Source organism: Pirellulales bacterium, assembly GCA_019636345.1.
Taxonomy (GTDB): domain Bacteria; phylum Planctomycetota; class Planctomycetia; order Pirellulales; family Lacipirellulaceae.
In genome coordinates this window covers 19,640-45,115 of the sequence record JAHBXQ010000009.1, presented here as the reverse complement: position 1 = coordinate 45,115, position 25,476 = coordinate 19,640, and the positions used below count along the sequence as shown (strand labels likewise).

At 66.7% G+C, this 25,476-nt stretch carries 20 protein-coding genes and 1 tRNA gene; 13 read left to right on the top strand and 8 right to left on the bottom strand.

Going from position 1 to position 25,476, the window contains the following annotated elements:
- Positions 1–35 precede the first annotated feature (35 nt).
- A complete protein-coding gene (locus tag KF688_17565) occupies positions 36–749 on the top strand; it encodes a phosphatase PAP2 family protein (GenBank protein MBX3427491.1) in 714 nt (237 codons plus the stop codon).
- Positions 750–811: 62 nt separating this feature from the next.
- Here KF688_17565 and KF688_17560 read toward each other — a convergent pair whose 3' ends face one another.
- The 5 genes from KF688_17560 to KF688_17540 all read right to left on the bottom strand — a co-directional run bounded on the left by KF688_17560 (position 812) and on the right by KF688_17540 (position 6,528).
- On the bottom strand, positions 812–2,137 hold the full coding sequence (locus KF688_17560; protein MBX3427490.1) for an alkaline phosphatase family protein: 1,326 nt from the start codon (positions 2,135–2,137) through the stop codon (positions 812–814).
- A gap of 112 nt (positions 2,138–2,249) precedes the next feature.
- Complete coding sequence (locus KF688_17555; protein MBX3427489.1) at positions 2,250–3,080, bottom strand: sugar phosphate isomerase/epimerase; 831 nt, start codon at positions 3,078–3,080, stop codon at positions 2,250–2,252.
- A 90-nt stretch (positions 3,081–3,170) separates the two neighbouring features.
- The gene (locus tag KF688_17550) at positions 3,171–4,145 is read right to left on the bottom strand and encodes a UbiA family prenyltransferase (protein ID MBX3427488.1); all 975 of its coding nucleotides are present in this window, start codon (positions 4,143–4,145) and stop codon (positions 3,171–3,173) included.
- 8 nt (positions 4,146–4,153) lie between these two features.
- Positions 4,154–5,023, bottom strand: coding sequence for a sugar phosphate isomerase/epimerase (locus KF688_17545; GenBank protein MBX3427487.1), 870 nt, complete (start codon positions 5,021–5,023; stop codon positions 4,154–4,156).
- Between the two features lie 266 nt (positions 5,024–5,289).
- Positions 5,290–6,528, bottom strand: a complete 1,239-nt coding sequence (locus KF688_17540) for a hypothetical protein (GenBank protein ID MBX3427486.1) — start codon at positions 6,526–6,528, stop codon at positions 5,290–5,292.
- A 306-nt stretch (positions 6,529–6,834) separates the two neighbouring features.
- Between KF688_17540 and KF688_17535 the strand changes: the two genes are divergently transcribed.
- The 8 genes from KF688_17535 (at position 6,835) to KF688_17500 (ending at position 14,308) form a co-directional block, all read left to right on the top strand.
- Entirely contained in the window at positions 6,835–7,761 is a 927-nt protein-coding gene (locus KF688_17535) for a hypothetical protein (protein ID MBX3427485.1), read from the top strand.
- 126 nt (positions 7,762–7,887) lie between these two features.
- Complete coding sequence (locus tag KF688_17530) at positions 7,888–8,820, top strand: GNAT family N-acetyltransferase (GenBank protein ID MBX3427484.1); 933 nt, start codon at positions 7,888–7,890, stop codon at positions 8,818–8,820.
- Between the two features lie 515 nt (positions 8,821–9,335).
- Positions 9,336–10,730 carry a chromosomal replication initiator protein DnaA gene (locus KF688_17525; protein ID MBX3427483.1) on the top strand — a complete coding sequence of 465 codons (1,395 nt, stop codon included), beginning with the start codon at positions 9,336–9,338 and terminating at the stop codon, positions 10,728–10,730.
- A 222-nt stretch (positions 10,731–10,952) separates the two neighbouring features.
- A complete protein-coding gene (locus KF688_17520; GenBank protein ID MBX3427482.1) occupies positions 10,953–11,585 on the top strand; it encodes a phosphoesterase in 633 nt (210 codons plus the stop codon).
- A 206-nt stretch (positions 11,586–11,791) separates the two neighbouring features.
- Positions 11,792–12,994 (top strand): cysteine desulfurase, encoded by a 1,203-nt coding sequence (locus KF688_17515; protein ID MBX3427481.1) that lies wholly within the window; start codon positions 11,792–11,794, stop codon positions 12,992–12,994.
- Positions 12,995–13,170: 176 nt separating this feature from the next.
- Positions 13,171–13,503 (top strand): iron-sulfur cluster assembly accessory protein, encoded by a 333-nt coding sequence (locus KF688_17510; GenBank protein MBX3427480.1) that lies wholly within the window; start codon positions 13,171–13,173, stop codon positions 13,501–13,503.
- A gap of 303 nt (positions 13,504–13,806) precedes the next feature.
- Entirely contained in the window at positions 13,807–13,995 is a 189-nt protein-coding gene (locus KF688_17505; protein ID MBX3427479.1) for a Flp family type IVb pilin, read from the top strand.
- 240 nt (positions 13,996–14,235) lie between these two features.
- Positions 14,236–14,308: transfer RNA gene (locus tag KF688_17500), tRNA-Asn, on the top strand.
- A gap of 338 nt (positions 14,309–14,646) precedes the next feature.
- Here the strand turns inward: KF688_17500 and KF688_17495 are convergent.
- Together KF688_17495 and KF688_17490 are read right to left on the bottom strand one after the other, a co-directional pair.
- Positions 14,647–15,648 carry an NADP-dependent oxidoreductase gene (locus tag KF688_17495; protein ID MBX3427478.1) on the bottom strand — a complete coding sequence of 334 codons (1,002 nt, stop codon included), beginning with the start codon at positions 15,646–15,648 and terminating at the stop codon, positions 14,647–14,649.
- 74 nt (positions 15,649–15,722) lie between these two features.
- The gene (locus KF688_17490; GenBank protein ID MBX3427477.1) at positions 15,723–16,568 is read right to left on the bottom strand and encodes an oxidoreductase; all 846 of its coding nucleotides are present in this window, start codon (positions 16,566–16,568) and stop codon (positions 15,723–15,725) included.
- A 222-nt stretch (positions 16,569–16,790) separates the two neighbouring features.
- On the opposite strand from KF688_17490, the gene KF688_17485 reads away from it, so the two are divergent.
- Positions 16,791–17,369 (top strand): TetR/AcrR family transcriptional regulator, encoded by a 579-nt coding sequence (locus KF688_17485; GenBank protein MBX3427476.1) that lies wholly within the window; start codon positions 16,791–16,793, stop codon positions 17,367–17,369.
- A 246-nt stretch (positions 17,370–17,615) separates the two neighbouring features.
- Complete coding sequence (locus tag KF688_17480; protein ID MBX3427475.1) at positions 17,616–20,522, top strand: hypothetical protein; 2,907 nt, start codon at positions 17,616–17,618, stop codon at positions 20,520–20,522.
- A gap of 411 nt (positions 20,523–20,933) precedes the next feature.
- On the opposite strand, the gene KF688_17475 is transcribed toward KF688_17480, so the two are convergent.
- Entirely contained in the window at positions 20,934–22,238 is a 1,305-nt protein-coding gene (locus KF688_17475) for an outer membrane beta-barrel protein (protein ID MBX3427474.1), read from the bottom strand.
- 322 nt (positions 22,239–22,560) lie between these two features.
- Here KF688_17475 and KF688_17470 point away from each other — a divergent pair, with 322 nt between their 5' ends.
- Both KF688_17470 and glgX read left to right on the top strand, forming a co-directional pair.
- On the top strand, positions 22,561–23,139 hold the full coding sequence (locus KF688_17470) for a hypothetical protein (GenBank protein MBX3427473.1): 579 nt from the start codon (positions 22,561–22,563) through the stop codon (positions 23,137–23,139).
- A 123-nt stretch (positions 23,140–23,262) separates the two neighbouring features.
- Entirely contained in the window at positions 23,263–25,422 is a 2,160-nt protein-coding gene (glgX, locus tag KF688_17465) for a glycogen debranching protein GlgX (protein ID MBX3427472.1), read from the top strand.
- Positions 25,423–25,476: the final 54 nt, after the last annotated feature.

Genomic DNA, 25,476 nt, shown 5'->3' with positions numbered 1-25,476 from the left:
CGTGAACGTGCCCGCCCCTGTTTCAACACGCTGCAATGCCCTTGACCCTCCGACCGAAACGACTTGCCAGCGAACCGGTTCTGCTGACGCTGATCATGCTCAGCTCGGCGCTGTCGTGGGGGTTCTTCCGCACGGCCGAGACGATGCGCTCGGGCGCCGCGGGCGAGTTTGACCGCCGCGTCGTCCTCGCCCTGCGCACTCCCGGCGATCCGGCAGACCCGCTCGGTCCGGCGTGGGTCGAGGAGATGATGCGCGACTTCACCGCGCTGGGAGGCATCGCCGTCGTAGCGCTCGTGTCGGTCGTCGCCGTGACGTTCTTGTGGCTCGTCAAGCGCCGCTGGGAGGCGGCGTTCGTCGCGCTGGCGATCTTGGGGGCGATCGGGTTCAGCCTCGCCTTGAAGAACGCGTTCGATCGTCCGCGGCCCGAGTTGGTTCCCCACGGGTCGCATGTCTACACCGCCAGCTTCCCCAGCGGCCACGCGATGATGGCCGCGTGCGTCTATCTGACGATCGCGGCGACTCTGGCCCGGTTCACCACTCGCGGCGTGATCAAGGCGTTCCTGCTTTCCACGGCGACGCTCGCCACCGTGGCCGTCGGCGCCAGCCGCGTGTACCTCGGCGTTCACTGGCCCACCGACGTCCTCGCCGGTTGCACCGCCGGCGCAGCCTGGGCCTTGGCGTGCTGGATGCTCGAACGCCTCCTCCGCCCGAAACGCGCCGTCCCGGAAACGCCCGCGGCGAGAGCATGAGACGCCGCCGAACCCAGCCCGTGCTCGCCGGGCCGTCGTGGTTCAATCCGCGGCCGTCGGGATCAAATCCCGAACTGTCGCAGCACGACGTCGGCCACGTCGCAGTCGGCCATCGGCCGCTCGACGAACACCCCGCGCTCGGACGACAACAGCACGGTCCGCTGGGAGGGATCGAGGGCCGGGGCGCCGTGGCTCCCCTTCACCAGCGTCGCGTCAAGCGAGATGCCGCGCGTCGACATGTCGACGTGCATCTCGGCCGGGTCGTAGCCGGGCTTCTTGTGGATGTCGACCGTACGGGCAAAGGCCGGGGCCTCGGCGTCCGACTCCCACCAGTAGTAGGCCTGCCAACTCGTCGGCTCGCTCACCGCGATCAGTTCGCCGCTGCGCGGATGCTGCAGGTCGTACTGCGGAGCGTCCCCGGGGGCGAAGACGTCGGCAATCCCCGGCATGGCGCGCAGCACCTCGCCGGCCCGGCGGATCGTCGCCGCGTCGCGATCGCGGACGAACACGTGGCTGAACTGGTGATCGACGAGCGCCCACGCCGGGCTGCCCGCGTAATCAATCACCCGCCCGTCGGCCGTGTCGCGCAGCGTCAGCAGCCCCGCTTCGCGGAGCGCGCGATTGGGATAGCTCACATGGTCGACCGGCGTGATCGCATACTCCCCTGCCACGAGCCACAGCGGCGCCGGCTCCCCGTACGCGGCGGCAAATCCGTCGACGAGCCGACCGATCTGCTCGTCCAGTTCCCCAAGCGCCGCAATCGCCGCAGGGCTGTCGGGCCCCGACTTTTGCGCCGCGTAGTCAAGGTGCGGCAAATAGAGATCGAACAGATGGGGCCGCCACCGCTCGGCGGCGATGATCGCCGACGAAACGATCCACTCGGTCCCCTTCACGTTGGCAAGCGGCCCCCAGAAATGGTGCAGCGGAAAGTGCCCCAACCGGTCGACCAACTCGCCGTACAACGACTCGGGTCGCGTGTAGCACCACAGGCTCTCGCTGCCGTCGGGGTTGTGAATCGGCGCCGGCGTGCAGACGTAATCGGCGCCGCACTGCTTGCTGTGGAGCGGAAACCACACGGCCGAGACGAGTCGGCGATCATGCCGGCGGAGCAAGTCCCAAAGCTGCGGACGCAAGATGCAATCGGCCGGCGAGGTCCACATCTCGACCTCGCCCCGCTCGCGCCAAAAGAAACCGTTGGCGACGACCCCGTGCTCCGACGGCGGCGTCCCGGTCGTCATGTTCGCCTGCACCGAGCATGTCACCGCAGGAAAGCTGGGAACCAACTCCGCCGCGTCCCCCCTGGCCGCAAGCGCGCTCAACCGCGGCATAGACCCCAGGTCGCGCAACCGCAACCCAGGAATCGTAAGCAAGACGACATGATCGGCCATGGTGCGAATCTCAATCCAAAAACGAGCGCTTCGACTGTGACGGCGACCTGCAACCGCAATAGGCAAGCGACCCACTGCAAGCGGCAATCCGCGAGGGCGCCTGTCCCCTTGTTCAACTGACGAGCGGTCGCAGAAACGCAACCGCGTGGGCGACCGCCGCGGGGGCTTCGTGACTGTGACGACTCAATTCCACATGCAGGGGACCAGTGTACCCGACCTCGGCCAACGCGGCGATGATCGGCGGGAACTCCATCTCCCCCTCGCCGAAGCGCAGATGTTCATGCACGCCCGCGCGCATGTCCTCGATGTGGACGTTGACGAGCCGATCGCTCCACTGCCGAATCGCCGCGGCGATCGGCGTCTCTCCCTGACAATGCAAGTGGCCGACGTCGAGCGTCAGTTGGAGTCGCGGCGAGTCGAGGCGCGCAAGCAGCTCGGCGTAGCGGTCCATGCGGTCGACGAACATTCCCGGCTCCGGTTCGAAGCCGACGTCGACGCCGACTTGCTCGGCGTACTCCAAGACCGACCCCAGCCCCTCGCACAACCGGTTCCAAGCGACCTGCTCCTCCGGATCGTCGTCGGGCGCCCCCGACCAGAGCGAGACGCACCCGCTCCCCAGCGACGCCGCGACGTCAATCGCCCGGCACAGGAACTCGACCCGCCGCCGCCGATCTCCCGCGCGCGCCGCCAGCAGCGTCGGATGGTGCTTGCGCCGCGGGTCGAGCAGGAACCGGGCGCCCGTCTCGATGACCGACTGCAGCTTGTGCTGCGCGAGCAACTCGGCGACCCGCGAAAGCTCCGCCGCATGATCAGCCGCAAACGGATTGAGACAGTGACAGTCGAGCGTGATCGCGACGCTTTCATAGCCGTGCCCAGCAAGCAACTCCAGCGCCGCCGGCAGGCTGTGATGCGCAAGTCCGTTGGTGTTGTAGCCGAGCAACACGGGAATGGTTGATGTTCGATGTTTGATTGTTGACGGGAAGCGGCGGGAGTTCGAGGTTCCGCCGAGCGGTTGCGTCGCTTGCTCGATCGATTATGTCATCGGCGCCCGGCGGGAAGCGATCATCGTCGGCGCAAGCAGCGCCAAGACGATCGCCGCGGCGCCCCATCCGGCGGCAGCCAGGGCGGCCAGGGCGTCGAGCGCGACGAACCCTCGCAGCAGCGCCACGACCGCTTGAATGCGCCGCTGCATCCCGCCCCGCGCAGCATGCGCCCAAGCCAATCCGACGCCGGCGAACGCCAGCAGCACCAGCGCCCCCCATGCGTACCGCGGCACGACCAACGCAAATCCGTCGGCGATCGCCAGCATCGCTCCCGCGGCGCCGACCAGCGCCGCGGCGCCCCACGCCAGCGGCCACGCGTCGCGTTGGTCGGTCGCCTCGCCGCGGGCGAGGCAGCTCAGCCCGAGCGTGTACATCCCGATGGCGGCGGCGTACTTCCACGCGGCCGGCTCGGCAGTCAGGTCCGCCGCGACGCTCGCCCCCAACAGCACGTTGAGAAATCGGCACCACCCCATCGCTACGGGCCCGGCCCAGGTGCGCTTCAACCCCGCGTCGTACATGACGATCATCGCCGCCAAGCATCCGCCGACAATCGCCGGGGCGACCAGTCCCGAGACCAGCGACGCGACGATCGCCGCCCCGACGCCGACGGCCAACAGCGTCCAGCCGACCGCGAACGCCGCATGGCGACTGACCCTTCCCGACGGCACGGGCCGCTCCGACCGCTCGCGGGCGTCGACCTCGGCGTCGTACGCATCGTTGAGCGCCATCCCCGCCGCGTACAATGTCGTCGACGCGAAGACGAGTCCCGCGAGAACGCCCCCCGGCGACCACCCGCGTTGCACCAGCAGGAACCCCGCCAGCACGTTCGACGCCGCCGTGAACACGTTCCCCAGCCGCAGCAGTTGACGCCACGCGAGCATCGTCGCCGCAAGACCCGTCGATGCCGAGGACGACGCCCGCAGTGCTCGGTCTTCGGCGTCGGCGTGAGCCTCGCGACGATTCATCGCACCACTCACGATACGATGCGGGGGGAAGTCGCAACCGCGGCGAGCTTTTCGTCCAGATACTGCTTCGCCTCGCGCGCCGCCCCGTCGGGATCGGCGCCGTAAGGGTACAACTCAACGGTCAACCACCCGCGATACCCGGTCGCGGCGATCGCGGCCAGCGTCGCCGCGAAGTCGATCGCGCCATGCCCCGGGATCAGGTGCTGGTGGACCCGGGTGGCCGCGATGTCCTCCAGGTGATAATGAACCGAGTGGGGCGCCATCCGCGCGACCCAGTCCTGCGGATCCTCGCCGACGCAGTAGGCGTGGCCGACGTCAAAGTTCAGCCCCACCCGCGGCGAGTCGACGCGGGCGACGAACTCCAGGTACTCGTCGAACCGCTCGATGAACAGTTCCGGCTCCGGCTCGATCAACAGCCCCGCGCCCGTCGCTTCGGCGACTTCGACGCACGGCATCAGTTCCTCGTAGAAAATGGCGGTCGCCTCGGCCCGCGTTTGTCCCGGCGCGAGCAAGCCCCCCGGCTCGGTCGTCACGTGCGGAGCGCCCAGGTCCGCGGCCAACCGCAGCGAACGCTTCGTGTGCTCGCGGCGAATCGCTCGGTAGTGGGGATCGGGGTCGGTCCACCCGGGGTGCCAGTAGGGCTGCCGCGGATCGGCGACCGCGTTCATCATGAACGCGTTCACGTTCGAAATCGTCAGCTGCGCATCGTCCAGCGCGCTGCGAATCGATTCGACCCGCTCGGGCAACAATCCCGCCGGCCACGCATGGGGGACGTCGGCCAGAAGCTCGATCCCCTGATAACCGATCGCCGCGATCCGGCGGATCGTCTCCTCGATCGAGAAGCTCAGGTAAGCGTTGGAACTGAAAGCAAGACGCATGGCAGGTGCTCGCCGCGAACGGCGCTCGGCTGGTCGAGAATGCCGCATTGTAGCCAATCGCCGCCCGGGCGTCTTGGCGCAACGGATGCAGGTAGTGATACCATTTGCGCACTTGGAAGGGTGCCTGGGGTCGAACGAGGTGAGCCCCCAGGGGATCCCCTGGGGGCTCCGCTGCACTGCGACCCCAGCCACCCATCAATTTGGCAAAAGGTATTACGGTCCTGATGCAGCCATTTGCGCGAGGTGCTTCTCACCCAGAGCCGCGATCAGTCGCTCGGCACGCGGCGGGCGAGAAGCGCCGTCTCGCGGCGGCCGATGCGGGTCAGGAACACCGTCGCCGTGTTCTCGCCGCGCAATTTCAGGGCGCGACGGAACTGCTCGGGAGAGTGCGCAACGCCCCGGACTTTCACCTCGACGACGCCGACCCGACGCTCGGCCAGTCGGCTCGCGACCGCCGCGGTTCGCAGCGGGACCTCCTCCTCGACCTCGAACGCGGCCAACAGCGGCGATGCGATCGCCTTGTCGCCCGTGAGATAGACGCTCCCCGGGCCGAGCGTCGCCAACCCCCGCTCGTTCGCCATGGCGCCGACGAGTTCCGCGGCGATCAGCGCCGGGTCGGGCTCGAACACAAACTGCCGCGGCGCATCGACGACATTCTCGGCTGACTGCGGCGAAGCGGCGAAGCTCGCGAGTTCGTGATCATAGGATGCGAGCGCGCTGTCAACTCCGGCGCGAGGCACGACCCGAGTCGCGCGCCGGGCAGCCCCCTCCCCTCCCCCGGCGCTGGTTCGCAGATCGCCGAACCAGGCGACCAACTGTCGGCACTCACGGCCGCGGCTGATCCATTCCCACTCTGCACGCTCGATCCACTCGACCAGCGGTCGCGTCGCCGGGGCGAGTTTCACGGCCCCGTGCGGACAAGCAGCCAGCCAGCGGTCGATCGTCGCCGGCGTCGGCGAGTGAAGTTCCGGAGTCGTCGAACGCCGCCCATCGACGCGCCGATCAGGGTCGACGTGCCAGGCGCCGTACACGTCCGGCGTGCAATCCTCGACGTCCCCCTGTCGCACCGCGCCCCGCTCGGCGCCGACCGCGGCGAGATTCGCTTCAGCGAACGCAACGGCTGCCTCGCTCAAGTCCCAGCCCGTTGTCGCCCGCCGCTCAGCGAGCGCGACAAGATCGCCCCCCATGCCGGTGCAGAAGTCCTCGACCGGCCCGCTCCCTGCCGTGGCGAAGCGCGCCGCCTTGTACCGGGCGATCCAGGCGTCGGTCGCCTGCTCCCACTGGGTCCGCGTGCCGAACAGCCGCTCGGCCAGCGGGCCGAACTTCTCGGCTCCGCGAGCTCGTTGCTCGACGAGTTCCACGACCAACCCCGCGCGAACCGGCCCGATCACGCCGCGCAGCGACGCCAACCGCTGGTGGAGCGGCCGGCCGTCCCGGACCGCGTCGGCGAGCACGCGCGCCGCTTCGGCGCCGGTCAACCAGGAATAATCGGAGAACTCAGCCACGGGGCGATCAACCTCTCCCGCGATTCGTGGACGCTCGGACTCGACGCCAGGGCAAGCTGGCAGAATCCGCCTTCCTCGACGCTTGTCTGCGGTTGCTGCGTGCGGTTCGATCCATCGCTGTGAGTTTAATCCGGTGTTGCCGACTGATGCGAAAATGCCCGTTGCCGGCGTCGGGCAAGGGGTTCGGTCCGCGTCGAACCAGTTGCGTCGCCAACGTCCCGCGGGACGATGACCGATTCAGGGGTTGCTCCGTCGCCCCCCGCTGCTGATTGTCGCTCGCCCGTCTCCCGACGCCGAACTGTTGCCATGGTCCCGCGTGCTTTGCGGATGCCGACGCTGCTGGCCGCCTCGGTGGCGGTTCCGTACGTTGCGTCAAACGCCCCCGAGTGGGCCCGCGACGTGAAACTGCCGTCGTTCGCCAGTTCCTCGGCCGCTCCGGCGACGCCGGAGTTGCTCCCGCTGGCCGGCCCCGGCGGGGCCTTCTCGCAAGCCCCCCCGCTTCGCCCCTTGCCGACCTTGGAACCTCCCAAGGCGCCGGGGTCCGAGATTATCCCCGTCAGCACGCCGCTGGAAGGGTATCCGACCTACTCGGCCAACGACGTCTTTCGCATGGACGTCACCAAGGAGTGGGTCTACCAGCGCTGGCCGCGGAAGTCGACCTCCCTCGGCACGCTCGACCTGTACGGGGTCCGCGTCCCGTTGGTCACCGGCCCCCAGTTGCACGATCTGGCCGGGGCCCTCACCTACTACTTCGGCCCCACCGGGCGGGTCGAGCGGATCACGTTTCGCGGCCGCACCGGCGACACGACGCAGATCGTCACGGTGGCGACGCAACGGTTTGGACTCACTCGGCAGCCGTCGCTCACCCCGGCCGAGCAACTGTTTCAGTACCACCGCGACAAGGACGTGATCTGCGAACTACGGACTCGCCCGGCGCCCGTATTGTGGGAAAGCTCGCCGCACGACAGTTTCTCGGTGGAACTCGATCTGCAGCAGATCGACACCGGCAAGCCGATCGTGGCGCAGCTCCCTCCGCTGACGGCGAAGGCAAGCCCCGCCCCCCCCGCGGCGCCGGCTCAGGCCGCAGCCGAAGCGCCGTCCAAGCCAGCCGAGGCGAGCCTCGCCGACCAGAAATCGGACGAGAAGAGCCAAGGGTGGCGAGCCTTCTTCCCCCGCAGCCGGGTCCCCAAGAATCAACTCGACGACCTCAACATGCCGCGGCAGTTGTGGTAGCCAAGCCGACTGGGGACGAACCTCGCCTCGGCCGGCAGGAGTCTGGCGATCCGGGCCCGGCACGGCCGCGCCGGCCGTTGATCGACCGCCCGTTCCTGTTCGGCCGGTTTCGAGTATCCTGCCGGCATGGACACCGCCCCTTTGCCAACCGTTCGCTCCTGCTCCCAGGCCGATCGCGAAGCGGCCCTCCGCGTGCTGTACGACGCTCTGCCGCTGGTTGAACGCGACGGGCTTGTCGAGACGCTCCGCGGGGCTGCGGCGGAGCAGCTCGAGGGGCTCCTTGTCGCCTACGAAGGGCCGCTGGTCGTCGGCGCCGTTTGGGTTCAGCCGCAAGCCGGCAACGGGGCGGTCGTGTGGGGCCCCGGCGAGGACGACCCGCACGCCGCAGCCCTGCTCGCCGCCGCGGCGCACTTCGTCGACCGGCGCGGGTTCGCGCTCGCGCAGACGCTGCGAAGCCTCAGCGATGCGCGGCTTGCCCGATTGCTCCCCCCGGCAGGGTTTCCCCTGCTTGCGGAACTTGCGTATCTCTTCGCCCCGGCGATCGAGGGGGCCGAACCTGTTTCGAGCGACGCTTCGCCGTTGACGTTTCACGGCGGCGCGGGCCGCGATCCTGAGCGGCTGGCCGCTCTGCTGCAGCGAACTTACGAAGGCTCGCTCGATTGCCCGGCGCTCGACGGCGCGCGGCCTGTGGGCGACACGCTGGCGTCCTACGCGGCCCAGGGAACTCCCGAGCCGGAGCATTGGTTTCGCGTGACCCGCGCCGGGGTCGACGCCGGCGTGCTGCTATTGGCCGCGCACCCCGAAAGCGGCAACTGGGAACTCGTCTACATGGGCGTCGTCCCGGAATTCCGCGGGTTGGGCCTCGGCGAACAGATCGTCAGGCACGCGCTGTCCTGCGCGGCGCGGGGCGGAGCCGAGCGGGTCGTGCTTGCGGTCGACGCCGCGAACGCCCCGGCGCTGCGCATGTACGGCGCGTGCGGGTTCCAGGAATGGGAACGTCGGCGCGTGTACGCCCGTCTAGACACGCCGCGCTCAACCGGCGACAGGGGCGAGAGTTAGCGTCTCGGCGACAATCTCAGCGTCGTCGCGCGTTGCTGTGTCGCCCGCGCCCGACCCGCAGAACAGGCGTCTCCGCACCGACGAAGCGCGAAAATCGGCGCGACGAAGCGCCCCGACACGTTATCCACCTGGCCGTGAAGATTCGGCGAAGATTTTTTTCGCCGACCGTCGTCGCGCGGCGGTCGATTTTCCGAGCAACTCACCGGGCGCCGGCGCGGGACGCGTCGCCGGGGTTCGTCAAGGGCTGGGCGGGGCGTGCTAGCACCACTAGAATCGCCGCTCGTCACAGACGACAGTCAGCGACGACGGGGGCCGCTGACGACGCAACCGAGGACGGCGATGACGCCGGCCGCGATTGCGACGCCTTCTTTTTCGATTTCATCGGGTCGCGCATCGCCGAGAGACGCACCGCTCGCACCGGCAGGAATCGCCGGGGCGCCGCGGCAGGGCGTTCGGCGAAGCGCCTGGCACGCGAGCAGGACGTGTTCAAGGACGATCGGGACAGGCTGTCCGCCATGCGCGAGTTCCTTCGCTCGCGCCTGGGCGCCGAACGCTTCGACCTCTGGCTCGGCGCCCCCTGCGAGCTGCGGCTCGAGGAAACCGCGCTGCACGTCTGGTGCGTCTCGCGAGCCGAGTTGCAGTGGATCAAGCGCCGCATGCTGCCCGAGTTGGTCGCCCGCTGCAGCGAGTTCCTCCGCACCGAGGCGGCGGTCGTTCTCCATGTGCAGCACGCCGCGACGCCGGTCGCAGCGGCAGCGGGCGCTGCGCAGGACGGGGCCGAGACGCAGGAACTGTTGCCGCTCGAGCGCCCCGGACCGCGCCTCCCGCGGCGCGAGCCGCGCCGCCTGCCGGAACGTCCCGCGCCCAAGCCGCGCAGCGACCGCTGGACCTTCGCGACGTTCGTCGAGGGGCCGGGCAATCGCTTGGCGCGGCACATGGCGGCCGAAGCCGCTCGGCTGCCCGGGCGTTACTCCCCGCTGGTCCTGTTCGGCGCCGCGGGAACCGGCAAGTCGCATCTGCTCGAAGCGACCGCCCACGACGCGCTGCGCCACGACGGCCGACGCGGGGTCGTGCTGGTCACCGCCGAGCAGTTCACCGCTCAGTTCTTGGAGGCCCTCGATCGCCGACTCCTCCCCAGCTTCCGCGAGAAGTATCGCCGCTTGGGAATGCTGCTGGTCGACGACGTGCAGTTCTTCGCCGGCAAGCGAGCCACGATCGACGAGTTCCTCCACACCGTCGACGCCATCCAGCGCCGCGACGGGCAGATCGTTCTCGCCGGCGACCGGTCGCCGGCCGAAATGCAATCGATCAGCGCCGATCTCGCGGCAAGAATCTCCGCGGGGCTCGCCGTGCAGATCGACTTGCCCGATTACGCCACCCGGCTGGCGATCGTCCGCGGCATTTCGCTGCGGCTCAAGCTCGAGCTCGCCGACGAAGTGCTCGAGCTGGTCGCCCAACAGGTCGTCGGCAGCGCCCGTTCACTGGGCGGTGCGATCAATCGACTCGTGGCGACCAGCATGGCCCGCTCGACGCCGATCACCGTCGACCTGGCGACCGAGGCGCTCGGCGAGTTCTGCCGGCAACACGTCCCGCAAGTTCGGCTGGCCGACATCCAACGAGCCGTGTGCGAAGTGTTCGGCGTCGAGGCGAAGCGGCTCAAGAGCGACAACCGCTCCCGCTCGGTCTCCGAGCCGCGCACGCTGGCGATGTGGCTGGCCCGCAAGTACACCCGCGCCGCGCTGAGCGAGATCGGCGACTTCTTCGGCCGCCGCAGCCACAGCACGGTCGTCGCGGCCCACAAGCGATTCGACGAACTGATTCGCCGCGAGGGAGAGATCACCGTCGGCGACGCGGCTTGCTCGGTCGAAGAAGCGATTCGTCGCGTCGAGAACGCGCTGCGCACGGCGTAGGCCCCCCGACGGGTCGTGATGCCTTTTGCCAAATTGATGGGTGGCTGGGGTCGAACGAAGTGAGCCCCCAGCAGATCCTCTGGGGGCTCCGCTGCGCTGCGACCCCAGCCACCCAAGGCCGCAAATGGGATCACGACCTAGCCGGCCGAACTCATAGCCGATCGTCGAGCGATCCCTTATACTCCCGGCTCGCCCCGCCCCGCACAGCAAAGGACGCCCTTGATGTCGACCGTCGCCGAGGAACGAGTGTTGGTCGTGCCGACCGCGCGGTTTCATGCCTTGGGTCACTTCCAGGGCTTCTCGCCCGAGGTCGAGCGATATCTGCCCGCGCTGCTCGAAGGGGACGACCTGAGCTACCGCCCCCGCGGCGAGATGGAACAGGACCCGAGTTTCAAACAGCTCATCCCCTACGTGCTGTTTCGCTACGTCGGCTCCGACGGCGTCGTGCAGCTCTTCCAATACACCCGCGGCGGCGGACAGGGCGAAGCGCGGCTGCGGGCCAAACGCAGCGTCGGCGTCGGGGGACATATCTCGACGGTCGACGCCGAGTTGGCCGACAACCACCACGACGTCTACCGCGAAGGCATGCAGCGCGAACTCGCCGAGGAGGTCGCGATCGACGCACCCTACGCTGCGCAGTGCGTCGGGCTCATCAATGACGACGAAACGCCCGTCGGCCAGGTCCACTTGGGCGTGGTCCACGTCTTCGACCTGGAGGCCCCCGAGGTTCGCCCGCGGGAGGCCGACATCCAAGAAACCGGCTTCCGCCCCGTGAGCGACATTCTCGCCGAACTCGACCGGTTCGAGTCCTGGTCTCAGATCGTCGTCCGGGCGCTGTTCGGCAGCAACGCGTGAAACGCCCGGTACGTTGTCGGGAACTCGCGCAACCGCGCGAAGACGCAAAGCGAGACGCCCCGGCCCACGGAGGGTTTGGCGTCTACGCGGCCTCATCTTCGCGCCATCGCGCGAAATGTTCTTGTGCCGCGAGAATTGTCGGGGCGGTCCGTCGGCTCTTCGCCGATCGGATGGAACTCGCGCCGCTCGCCGCGTAGCATGATGGCATGAGCGCCGGCGAGCCGATCTATCTCGACAATCACGCCACGACGCGGGTCGACCCGCGGGTCGTCGAGGCGATGTTGCCGTACTTCGGCGTCGAGTACGGCAACGCGGGAAGCGCCGTCCATCGCTTCGGCCAGCGGGCCCGCGGCGCCGTCGACGCGGCCCGCGACGCGATCGCCGAACTGCTCCATGCCGAGCCCGAGGAGATCGTCTTCACCAGCGGCGCCACCGAGAGCAACAACCTGGCGATCCGCGGCGTCGCCGAAAGGGCGCGGCGGCGCGGCGACCGCTTGCTGAGCGCCGCCACCGAACACCGCGCGGTGCTCGACCCGCTGGCGCGTCTGGCGCGCCGCGGTTACGAGGTCCGACTGCTGGGAGTCGCGCCCCACGGTCGCCCCGACGCCGGGCGCATCGCCGTCGCCGAGTTCGCCGCCGCGCTTCGCGATGACACGGCGCTCGCAACCGCGATGCTGGCCAACAACGAAATCGGCGTCGTCCAGCCGATCGACGAGCTCGCGGCGGCCTGCCGGGAGCGCGGCGTGCCGTTCCATTGCGACGCAACCCAGGCCGTCGGCAAGATCCCCGTCGACCTACGGCGCCTAGGGGTCGACCTGTTGAGCTTCACCGCGCACAAGCTCCACGGTCCCAAGGGGGTCGGCGCGCTGTACGTGCGCCGGTCGCGCCCCGGGGTGCGGCTCGAACCGCAAATCACCGGCGGCGGGCAAGAGCTCGGCCTCCGCAGCGGCACGCTCAACGTCCCCGGGATCGTCGGCCTGGCCAAAGCGCTCGCGCTGGCCGCGGCCGACCTCGCCGCGGAAATGTCCCGGCTGAGCGGACTCCGGCAGCGATTGTGGGATGCGCTTCGCGCGCGACTAGACGGGATCGAGTTGTGCGGTCCGGCGCTCGACGCCCTCGACGCGGCCGGACGACCGCTGCGCCTGCCCGGGAACCTCGACGTGGCGTTCGGCGACGTCGACGGCGAGGCCTTGCTCTTGGCGATGCCGGAGCTTGCGGTGAGCACCGGAGCCGCCTGCTCCTCAGCCGAACCGGCGCCCAGCCACGTCCTGACCGCCCTGGGCCTGTCGGAGGATCGGGCTCGTAGTACCCTGCGGTTCGGCCTCGGCCGCTTCACCACCGCGGACGAAATCGACCGGGCCGCGGCCATGGTCGTCGCGGCTGTGGACCGCCTGCGCGGCCTGCGGTAGCCCCCTTCCGGGGAACCAGCTCGGGTTTTCTTGCCCGGCAAAGTGGTATAATCTGAAAGGAGCCGCCGTCGACCTGCCGCATCGGCCCGACGCAGCCGCCGCACGCTTGCAGCGAATTCCCCCGCTCCGCGATCGCCGCGCGAGTTCACTTCAGCCATACCGTGAGGATAGTTTCCATGAGCGTCGTTCTGACCGAAAAGGCCGCCAGCGAAGTCAAGCGAATCATGGCCGATCAGAAGCTGGAAGAAGGGACCGTGTTGCGGGTGGGCGTCGCCGGCGGCGGTTGCAGCGGGTTCAGCTACTCGCTCGGCTTCGACAAGGCGTTCGACGAAAAGGCCGACTCGAAATACGAGTTCCACGGCGTCCCGGTCGTCGTCGACAAGAAGAGCGCCCTCTACCTCGACGGCACGACGGTCGACTTCTACGAGGGGATCGACCGCCGCGGGTTCACGTTCGACAACCCCAACGCGGTCAAGAGCTGCGGCTGCGGCAGTTCGTTTCAGGCGTAACCGAGCGCCGGCGTCCGACGCCGCATCGACCGACGACAATTCCAGGCCGCCCCGACTATGTTCGCGGGCGGCCTTGTTCGTGCGCCGGCGCCGAGGCGCGAACGTTGCGAGCGCCGGCGTCGTCCCTGCAATCGGCACAACGCGACCCCTTCGCGTCAGGAACTCGCCGTCCCGAGCCCGATTCGTCCCGCGACCGCCCGCCTCGACGGTCGCGGTAAGATAGGCTTTCAATGACGGTGGCGAGGGCGCTATCGCCGAACGGAAGCGAGCTCCGACCGAGTCGCTTCGATGCGTTCTATGAGGATGGAAACCATGATTACGCGCATCCGCGAGTTTCTTGCCAACGAAGACGGGCCGACGGCGGTCGAGTACGCCGTCCTGCTGGCGCTGATCACGGCCGCTTGTCTGGCGTCGGTGAACAGCTTGGCCCAAGGGACCGCCTCGAGTTTCCAAAGCTCCGCAACCGAGTTGGAAGGGGTCCTGGGAAGCTGACCGCCCCCGACTCGCTCCCTGCTCCGCGTCCCGCAACCGCCGGCGAGGAACGCTCGCTTCGAGCACAGCGCCTCCTCTGCGCACGCCTGTGCCCGTCGCAACGATTCGTCCCACACGACCCTCATTTTCGCCCCCCATCGGGCCCCGCGGCTCCACTTGCCGGCGCCGGCGGCGGGATGTAAATTGGAAGACTTCGAACATGGCCTTCGCCCTTGCCAGGGCGTCGGCCAAGTCGAATCTTCCCCTGTAGCTCAGTTGGTAGAGCGAGCGGCTGTTAACCGCTAAGTCGTAGGTTCGAGTCCTACCGGGGGAGCTTTTAGGTTTTCTACGTCCGTAGAACACCGTCCAGTTAACGCCCGGCGCCGAGAGATCGGCCGCCGGGCGTTTCGCGTTTCTGGCCTTTCGTCGCAAGGGTTTGCGACGATTTCGGCTGTACGCCGGCGCTCTCTGTTTCGAGAGATCGGGACCGGGGTCCGATAGGAACCCCCAGGGTTCCCTCCGCACCCCGAAATCTCGCGCCAAAACTCTCCAAATCTCTGATTAACAGACCCCTCAGAGCTAACAGGGCGGTTCCTTTCGGACCCAAGTTCGTCATATCGAACTTCACGAGCCTGAGTTCAAACGAACAGACGGCGATTTTCTGGGCGATGATCAAATGACTTTGACCACGACCTTGCCCTTGGCTCTGCCTGTCTCCACATACGCCAAAGCATCATTGGTTTCCGAAAACGGAAAGACACGATCCACGACAGGACGGATCACGCCAGAGTCGACGAGAGATGTAAGCTCGCTCAATTGACGCCCATTGGCCCGCATGAAGAGAAACGAGTAGTCGACGTTAAGCCGCTTTGCTCTCCTCTTCACTCCCCTGCTTAGAAATCGCATCACGGTTCTTAGGAACCAGCCCGCGCCGATTTCCTCGCCAAACTCGGCGTCGGGCGGACCTGTGATCGAAATGAGCTTCCCGCCTGAGCGAAGCACTCGCAGCGACTTTTCGAGGATCTTTGCGTCCTGGCTGTGGAGGACCACATCGTAGTCCTTCAGGACGCCTTCAAAGTCCTCCTGCCTGTAGTCGACCACGACGTCGGCCCCCAGCGTTTTGACCAGAGCGACATTTGCTGCGCTAGTTGTTGTGGCGACCATAGCGCCCAAATGCTTCGCCAACTGAATCGCGAACGTGCCGACGCCACCGGACCCCGCCTGAATGAATACCTTCTGCCCCTTCTTGAGATTTGCCGTTTCGACCAGGGCTTGCCAGGCAGTCAGACCCACCAGTGGAAGTGAAGCGGCATCCTGCATGCTGAGCGTTCTCGGCTTCAAGGCCACGTCATTTTCATGCATCGCAATGAATTCGGCGAAGGCGCCAATCCGATCCTTATTAGGCCGCGCATAGACTTCATCGCCGAGCTTGAACCGTTTCACGCGAGATCCAACGCCCACTACAATCCCAGCGACATCATTTCCCAAAATGAGTGGCAGTCCATACGGCAGGATGAGTTTGAACTCGCCGGACTTGATTTTCGCATCCAGTGGATTGACCCCGGCAGCGTGAACCTGGACCAAGACATCATCTTCGCGCATGGCCGGGGTCGGCAATTCGGCCATGTGTAGTGCGACGTGATTTCCATACCGATTGATGATTTGTGCTTTCATCATTTTCTCGTTCCCGCATGTCGGATTATTGTCGACTCATGCTCATTGTCCAGTTCATGACGTCCCTCGGGTCGCTAATGTGCCGGCGTTAGTGTGTGGAGTCGCAATTCTTTCCGAATCGCCGAATCCACCATGCCGGCGGGCGCAAAGCTGCGAATCCATCGCAAGCGGCCTGCTGCGGCCCCGACCGTGTATCGAAGCTTTGGCCGGGCCGCGCTGGCAGCTTTCAGCACAACAGCAGCGACGACTCCTGGGCCGTCGCCGTTCTCGATCATCTGCGTCAGTCTCTGGCCCACGGCCGTACGCGCTTCGCGATACTCATCGAGCTTTGCGTCGGCCTCCGGCGCATTCGCGTCGATCTGCGTGCTCGTGCTGGCAGGCTCCAACACCGACACGCGGATGCCCCATGTGCGGAGTTCGTGATCAAGCGACTCGGAATAACCTTCGACCGCGTGCTTGGTTGCGGCATAGAGCGCCATGTACGGTGCTGGCAAGAAACCCAGGATGGACCCGATATTGACGATGCGGCCACTTCGCTGGCTTCGCATTTGCGGCAGGACGGCTCGGGTCATGCGGAGGATTCCGAAGAAGTTTGTGTCGAAGATCGATTGAGCCTGCTCGATCGAACTTTCTTCTGCTCCAGCCGGAGCGAGACTGAATCCAGCGTTGTTTACCAGCAAGTCGATGCGACCCTCACGACGTAGCACCTCACTGACGGCTGCTGCAACCGATTCATCGCTCGTAACATCAAGCGTCAGCATCTCGAACGGCCTCTCGTCTGCCGAGACAACCCGCCGGCTGGTGCCGTAGACCTTGTAGCCCGCCGCCACGATCGTTTCTGCCGTCGCGCGGCCGATGCCTGACGAGGCGCCTGTCACTAGGGCGACCTTGGCCATTCCGCGTTCGCAGTGCTTGTTCATATTCGATCTCCAGCGAAGTTGAGTTGAACGCCGAAACGGAAGCCTATACATGACGCGTGTCATCTATTTGATATATTATGAACGTCATCTATAATGTCAAGAGGGAACGTCCTTGGAATTGACGATCGCTGACGCACTCACCACAAACCTTGTTGTTAACACGACTTACGCGTCCTCGATTTCGGACTAGTCCAAGTTTACGGCGGCCCCAGGAGGTTGAAGATGAGAGTTACCAGAGCGGAGGCAGAAAAGAACCGAGAACGGATCATCGAAACTGCGGCGCGGCTGTTTCGCGAGCGCGGCTTCGACGGCATCGGAGTGGCGAAACTGATGAAAGTCGTCGGACTCACCCACGGCGGCTTCTACGGCCACTTCTCGTCGAAAGAGGATTTGATGGCGCAGGCATGCGAGCACGCGCTGAAACGGTCGCTCGACGCTTTCCATCATGCGGCTGAGCACGGGGGTGAGAACGCCTTATCTACCGTCGCGAGTGCTTATCTGTCTGCCACGCACCGTGACCAGCCGGCCGACGGATGCATGCTTGCAGCGCTGGGCGCGGAAGCGGCGCGCCTTGACTCGCCAGTTCGCAGCATCTTCACTCATGGCGTCCGCTCAGTGGTCGACGCACTGGTGCAGCTTCTGCCAGGAGTCTCCCTTCCGAAGAAACGCGAGCGCGCACTTACGATCTACGCCAGCATGGTCGGTGCGATGGTCCTGGCGCGCGCGGTCGATGACGCGGACCTTTCCGAGGAAGTGCTGAAGTCGGTCTTGGCGTCAATTATGCATCCTGATTCGCTTTGAGGAGACCTCTGACTGAGCATTGGGTGGCTCGGGGCTCAGGAGCCGGTCAAAGGGTTGGCTGGATTCGAATTTCGCAACTTGTTCGTTGAATGCAGGTTCCAGAAAATTGCGATCGCCCACGGCATTCGGACAGCCGAGTGATGGCGGACCGCTTCACGCCGTTTAAGATGGCGACTCACGGTCGTTCCCGTTTCGTTGGTTCGAGCGGACGCGCACGCTTCCTTTCTTCGTACTCTCCAACGCTCAATGACTCTCCGACTCGATTCGTCCGATCCTGATTTGATTTTGTCCGTCCCGCCCCACATGTGCGTGTCGCTGGCGGCTTGCGAACCGGGGGTTGCGCAGCGAGCCGTCGCGGTGTTTGATCCGCCGGACTCGCAGTTGGGGTCGGGGGGCGGGACGGCGTTCGCCCTGCACGAGGCGTGGCGGCGAAGCGGGATCGGTTCGTTTCGGGAGTGGCTGGAAGCAAAGCGGCGGCTGGTGATTCACGGCGGCGGGGAGAGTCGGCGGCTGCCCGCGTATGCGCCGGCGGGAAAGTTGTTTCTGCCGATGCCCGCGCTGCGGTGGGCGCGGGGACAGCGGCTGGGGCAAACGCTGCTCGAGCTCAACGAACCGTTTCTGCGGCAAGCCCTCGAACAGTGCGGGCCGCGTGCGCGGGTGCTTGTGGCCAGCGGCGACGTGCTGCTGCGGTGCGAGTCGTCGCTGCCGCGGCTGCCGGAGGCCGACGTGGTGATCCTGGGGATGTGGGCGTCGCCGGAGGAGGCGCAGCGCTACGGCGTGCTGTTCGTCGATCCGCGCGAGCCGCAGCGGTTGGTCACCTTTTTGCAGAAACCCTCGCCGGACGAGATCCGCGAACGGTCGCGCGACGCGGCGTTTCTGATCGACGTCGGGGCGTGGCTGCTCAGCGAGCGGGCCGTGACGTGTCTGCTGGCCAAGTGCGGGTGGGATGCGCGGCGCGAGGCGTTCGCCGGCGAGGTTCCCGCGTCCTACGACCTGTACGGCCAATGGGCTCTCAGCTTGGGGGAGAAGCCGGCCGACGCGGACGCCGAGATTGCGGCCCTGTCGGTCGCAGTCGTGCCGGTGCGCGACGGCCAGTTCTATCACTTCGGCACGACGGCCGATCTCGTCGAGTCGGCCTACCAATTGCAGAACGTCGTGCGCGACCAGACGTCGCTGGGGGCCGTGTCGTCGCTGGCCCAGCCGCGACAGTTCATTCAGGACTCGGAATTCGGCTCGCCCGTGCGGTTGGAACACAATCACTCGCTGTGGGTGGAAAACAGCTACCTGCCGGCGAGTTGGACGTTGGCGTCGCGGCATGTGATTACGGGCGTCCCGCGAAACGACTGGCGGTTGGAGTTGCCGGCGGGGGCGTGTCTGGACTTCGTGCCGCTGGGCGAGGACCGGTGGGGGCTGCGTTGCTACGGGTACGCCGACGCGTTTCGCGGGGCGGTCGGCGATCCGGCGACGATGTGGTTCGAGCGGCCCGCGGCCGAGTGGTTCCAGCGGCGCGGGATCTCGCTGCCCGAGGCGGGGATCGAGCCGACGCACGATTTTCAGTTGGCGCCGCTGTTCCCTGTGGCGACGCGCGAGCAGCTGACGGCGGAGTTCGTCGCGTGGACGATTGCGGAGGAGCCGCGCAAGGACACGAAGGCTCGAGCCGCATGGCTCGCGGCGCCGCGGGCGTCGGCGCGGGAGCTGGCCCAGAACGCCAATCTCGAGCGACTGTACTCCCAGCGACTGGAACTGCGCCGGCGGGTGCTGCCGACGATGATCCGGCATGGCGCCAAGAGCGTGTTCTACAAGCTTGATCTGGCTCATACGGCCCGAACGATGGCAGACTCGTCGACCCCGCTGCCGACGGACTCGGTCGGCGACGGCGACTTGATGCAGGCGATTGGCCATCGGATGTTTCACGCGGAAGTACGGCGACTGCGCGGCGACGAGGCGTGGCGCGACGACGAATCGCGGGCGTTTGCGTTGCTGCGCGAGGCGATCGTCGAACCGTATCGGCAGCGGCCGGTGCAGCCGGAATTTCGGCTGGCCGACGACCAGATCGTGTGGGGCCGCAGCCCGGTGCGGATCGACTTGGCCGGGGGTTGGACCGACACGCCGCCGTACTGCCTGCAACACGGGGGGAGCGTGGTGAACGCGGCGGTCGAGCTGAACGGCCAGGCGCCGATCCAGGCGTTCGCCCGACGGTGCAGCGAGCGGACGTTGACGATTCGTTCGATCGATCTGGGGTTGAGCGAGACGCTGACCACGTACGACGACGTCGGCAGTTACGGAGGCATCGGCAGCGGGTTCGCCGTGGCCAAGGCGGCGTTTGCGATCTGCGGTTTTCACCCCCAGTTCAACGGGGGGCGGTACGGCTCGCTCGCCGAACAGCTCGAGCGGTTCGGCGGGGGGATCGACCTGTCGATGTTGTCGGCGGTCCCCAAGGGGTCGGGACTGGGGGCGAGCAGCATTCTCTCGGCCACGGTTCTGGGGACGCTCGGCGATTTGTGCGGTCACGGCTGGGACGTGCAGGAGATCGCAGCGCGGGTGAGCGCCATCGAGCAGATGCTCGGCAGCGGGGGCGGATGGCAGGATCAATTCGGCGGGTTGGTCGCGGGGGCCAAGCTGGTCGAAAGCCAGCCGGGAATCGGCCAACGGACCGTGGTGCGGCATCTGCCGGGGGAGTTCTTTGCGACGGCCGACTACCAGTCGCGCGCCCTGTTGTACTACACGGGGATCACGCGCGTGGCTCACGACGTGCTGAGCGAGATCGTCCGCGGGATGTTCTTGAACGACCAGGATCGGCTGGCGACGATCGACGCGATCGGCCGCAACAGCCGCGATTGTTTCGACGCGGTGCAGCGGGGCGATTTGCCGGCGTACGGGGCGTCGATCGACCGGAGTTGGCGACTGAACCAGGCGCTCGACGACGGGACGAACCCGCCGGCGGTCGCCGAGTTGGTCGCGCGGATCGCCCCGCACGCGGCGGCGCTGAAACTGGCCGGCGCCGGCGGGGGGGGATTCTTGTACATCCTGTGCCGCACCGCTGACGCGGCCCGTACGCTGCGTCGCGAACTCGAAGGAGATCCTCCGAACTCGCGGGCGCGATTCTTCGACATGACCGTTTCGCCCTCAGGCTTCCGCGTCACGCGGAGTTGAGGGCGATTGTTTTTGGCCCGGGCCGGGAGGCCGGGGCTCGCTTGGCGGGGGATGCGGGGTCGATAGAAAAACAGTTGGGATCCCAACGCTCGGCCGAGGGGCGCGTCTGGAGCGTATTGCCGCAGGGAGCGGAAGTGACGTCAGCACGGGCGGCTCGGGGTCGACGGTTCGGCGCGCCGCGTCTGCAAACGCCGGAGCCGGACGACGGGCGAGATTCCCGGGGATCGCCGACGCGCGCGCCGGCGAGTGAATTCCATCTCGCATCGCCGCCGACGCCGGCTCGCCGCGAAAGATCACGCCGAGGTCCGTCGTCGAACGAGCGTATTATCGCGGATCGCGCGGCCGATTTCGAGAGCCAGTTTTGGGCCACTTGCGACTCCTGCGGTTCCCGATCCGCCGACGCCGTCGGGATCAGAAGGTGACGAGCAAGTCGACGGCGGCCATGAATTGGCTGCGGGCGACGCCGTTGTCGAACGGACCGGGGGGGAGCGCGCCGTCGGGCGAGAACCAATCCCAGCGGACTTCCGGGCGGAGCGTGGCGTTGGGGATCATGAAGTAGTTTGCCCCGAGCGTAAGTCCGTGGTACGCGCCCGGCGCGAGAGCCGGGAAGCCGGCGCGGGGGAAGACGCGCGTGCCGTCGACATCGTCGAAGAAATCGTAACGGATCCCCAGGACGAGCTTGTCGCTGACGGAGTGGGCGAGGTAGTTGGCGATTCCGTACCAGCGGCCCGTGGCTCCGCCGGCTGCGACGTTCTCCTCCGAGCCGTAGCAAGAGTTGAGGACGTATCCCCAGCGTTTGGAGATTTGCCATTCGAGGATGGCGCACTGGGCGAAAACGGCGTTCTGGCCCGCGTCGTCCTCGGCGCCGACGTCGAAGGTGTAGGTGAGGAACAGGTTCTTGGCCGTGTTGGCCCACTCGATCATGCCGACGCCGTTGAGCTTGTTGTTGTTATCCTCCCACTTGCCCTGGCCGCGGTGGAATCCCCCGCCGACGAGCCAATGTTCGTCCAACTGGGTTTGCAGGAATGCGCCGGTAATCGGGACGCTCTCGCCGTAGCCGTTGAAGAACAGGGCGTAGTTGCTGGTGTAGTAGAAGTTCTCGGTGGGGATGAGCGCTTCGTGCCCGAGGATGTTGTAGAAGTGGCCGACGGTCAGGCGGGTCTCTTCATAGGCGAACGTCGCGGCCAGTTCGGGCATGGCGAGGCCGTAGCGTTGGACTCCGCCATAGCCGGAGCCGTCGTCGCCGTTCCAGCGATTCGTGCCGTCGCGATGACGTTCGAGCCCCAGCGAGCGCAGGAAGACGTAGTCGGAGCCGTAGACGAGGTCGACCTGATAGCCGATGTCGAAGGCGTCGCGGGAGGTATCGGCGACGTTGCCCATCGAGACGTAAAGCTGGTTGAGCAGGTAGTCGTTTGCGCGGTAGACGAGACCAGCCGCTGGAGCGTTGCCGAATCCGGCGGCGGGGTTGCCGGGATTGCGGCTGTTGACGTTGAGGCCCTGCTGCACGTGGCCGGCGATGAAGAAGTCGCTGTCGCCGAGGCCGAGGAAATCGTCAAGGGTCCAGGGGACGGGTGCGGCAGCGGCGGAGCCGCAATCGACGAGATCTCCGCAGGCGATCTCGTCTCCGCAACCTGGGCCGGCGGCGGCTGCGATTGGCGCCACAGAGCCGGCCAGAGCGGCAAACGCCAAGAGAAGCGCACGCGGACGGCAGGTCATCGAGGCTCTCCCTAGCGTGAAACAGTCATCCATGACATCCGAGGGCTTCCCTTTCGGCCACCCCTCCCGAGGGCGACGCGGCCGTCGGGACGTACGCAACTCTTTGTTCGGATCGCGTTTCCTGGCGGCTTGACGCCGTTCCGTCGGCCTGTGAGGAGGCGTATCCCGGGGGGGGCGGATTGCGCGGATTGGGAAACTGAGTCGGCCTGCAGGGTCGGCCTCGCCGCAAAATGCCGCTTTGCGCCGTCCGTGCCGACGGCATGGCAACCTAGGGTTGTGGGTTCGCAGGTTTCCGCACGATTGCGACGCCCGAGCGTTTGCCATGGCCGAGTACGAGAACGCCGCCGAAGAGGCCTTGCTGGTCGACAGCGAGATGGTCGAAGAGGCCGCCGGCGCCGAGTTGGCGACGAGCACCGGGCATTTTCACACCTATATCTCGTATTACATCACGGCGATTTCGCTGGTGGTGGCGATCGCGGCGTTGGTGACCGCGCTGGCGGCCGACGAGTGCATGGACGAGATGCTCGGCGGGTTGGTCGAGCTGGTCGAGAGCAACGGCATGCGAGTGGAGATGCGGTGCAGCCAGATTCAGCAAGAACTGGCCGCCCTAACCGGCAAAGAGGCGACGGCGCCGGTCAAGCCGCTGATCACCGAAGCCGCGCACAAGCTCGCCCGCTTTGAGCAAGAGAGTCGGTCGCTGCGGTACGAGGCGGCGACAAAGAATCGCGCCCACTACGTGCTGGCGGTCGGGATCACTCTGCTGCAAGTGGCGACCGGGCTGGCGGCGACGGTGAGCCTGACGAAGAAACGCAATTTGCTTTACCCGAGCGCCTTGTTCGCGTGCGGGGGCGTGAGCCTCACGCTCGCCGGGGTCGCTCAATTCCTTGCCAGCGGGGCCTGAGAACGCGCGAGTCGGCATGCCTTCGGAGGGGCTGGTCGCCTCCGGCGGCTCCGGGGAAGCTCCCTCGACCGACGATTCGCCGTCCCTTGGGCCGTTACGCCGTTACCGCGGAGCACAGCGATCATGAGCATCGACGTCGCCGAAACACTCAGCACCAGCACGGCGCCTGTCAACGACGGCGTCGGGCTGCTCTCCGAAGGCTCGCCGTATGAAGGCTCGCCGTATGTCGTCGAGATCGGTCGAGCCCACCCGCTGGGAGCGACGGCCGACGCCGACGGGGTGAACTTCGCGGTCTTTTCGGAACACGCGACGCGGATCGAGCTGCTGCTGTTCGACAACCACGACGACGCGATTCCGACGGCCGTCATCGAGTTGAGCGCCGATCGGCATCGGACATTCCACTTTTGGCACTGCTACGTCCGCGGATTGAAGCCGGGGACGCACTATGCGTATCGGGTCGACGGCCCGCGAGATCTGGACGCGGGGCATCGGTTCGATCCGACCAAGTTGTTGTTGGACCCGTACGCGAAGGGGATCACCAAGACCCTCTGGCGTCGCGGCGACGCGTGCCGCTCCGGGAGCAACCTGGCGACCTCGCTGCGGGCGTCGGTGACGGGTGTCGAATACGACTGGGAGGGAGACCAGCCGCTTAACCGCCCCTTAAGCGAAACGATCATTTACGAGATGCACGTCGGCGGGTTCACGCGGTCGGCGACGTCGGGGACCGAGCACCCGGGGACGTTTCTGGGCGTGGCCGAGAAGATCCCCTACCTGACGTCGCTGGGCGTGACGGCGGTCGAGTTGCTGCCGGCGTTCGACTTCGACGACGCCGAGGTGTTGCGCGAGGTCGACGGCCAGCCGCTGCGAAATTACTGGGGATACAGCACGATGGGGTACTTCGCCCCGCACTCGGGCTACTGCACCAGCGCTCATTGCGGCCAGCAGGTGCGCGAATTCCGCGACATGGTCAAGGCGCTTCACAAGGCGGGGATCGAGGTGATCCTCGACGTCGTGTTCAACCACACCGACGAGGGGAACGATCGCGGCCCGACGTACAGCTTCAAGGGGCTCGACAACCTCGTTTACTACTACCTGGTGCGCGAGAACAAGCAGTATTACTACGACTACACCGGATGCGGCAACACGTTCAACTGCAACCACCCCGTTCCTGAGAAGCTGATCGTCGACTGCCTGGAGTTCTGGGTCCGCGAGATGCACGTCGACGGTTTCCGATTCGACGAAGGCTCGGTGCTGACTCGGGGCGAAGACGGGGCGCCGCTGGCTCATCCGCCGGTGATCTGGGCGGCTGAACTGTCGGAGACGCTGGCCGACACGAAGCTGTTCGCCGAAGCGTGGGACGCCGCGGGGCTGTACCAGATCGGGTACTTCCCCGGCTATCGCTGGGGCGAGTGGAACGGTCGGTATCGCGACGACGTGCGACGGTTCGTCCGCGGAGATGCGGGACTCGCGGGGGCGGTCGCGTCGCGAATCGCGGGGAGCGCCGACCTGTACCAGAGCCGCGGCCACCTGCCGGTCAACAGCGTCAACTTCGTCGACTGCCACGACGGATTCACGCTGAACGACTTGGTCTCCTACGACGGCAAACACAACGACGCTAACGGCGAAGGGAACCGCGACGGGATCGACGACAATCTCAGTTGGAACTGCGGAGTCGAGGGGCCCGCGGCGGATCCGGCCGTCGATGCCCTGCGGGAACGACAGATTCGCAACTTTGCGACGATCCTGATGCTGTCGCAGGGCGTGCCGATGTTCGTCATGGGGGACGAGGTGCGACGGACGCAGCAGGGGAACAACAACGCCTACTGTCAGGACAACGAGATCAGTTGGTTCGACTGGTCGAGCGTAGATCGGCACGCGGGGATGCTGCGGTTCTGGCAGCGTCTGATCGCGTTTCGGAGACACCACTCGGTGATCCATCGGGCGCGGTTCTTCACCGGCGAAACGAACGCTCGCGGGCTGGCCGACGTGACGTGGCACGGGGTCGAGCTCGACGCCCCGGGCTGGGAGGACCCGAACGCCCGCGCGCTGGCGATGACCCTAGGGGGCTTCGACGGCGAAGACGACGTCCACGTGATGATGAACATGTACTGGGAACCGCTGGAGTTTGCGCTTCCCGAGGTCGCGGGCCGGCGTTGGCACCGCGTGATCGACACCGTTCTGGAATCGCCGCAGGACGCGGTCGACCCGGGCCAGGAGCCGCTCGTCGAGGGACCGAACTACCGTGTCGCCGGCCGCAGCGTGGTCGTGCTGATCTCCAAGTAAACCGCGTCTCGGGCGCCATTGCCCGTACTCAATCGCCTGCAAGGGACCTGTGAA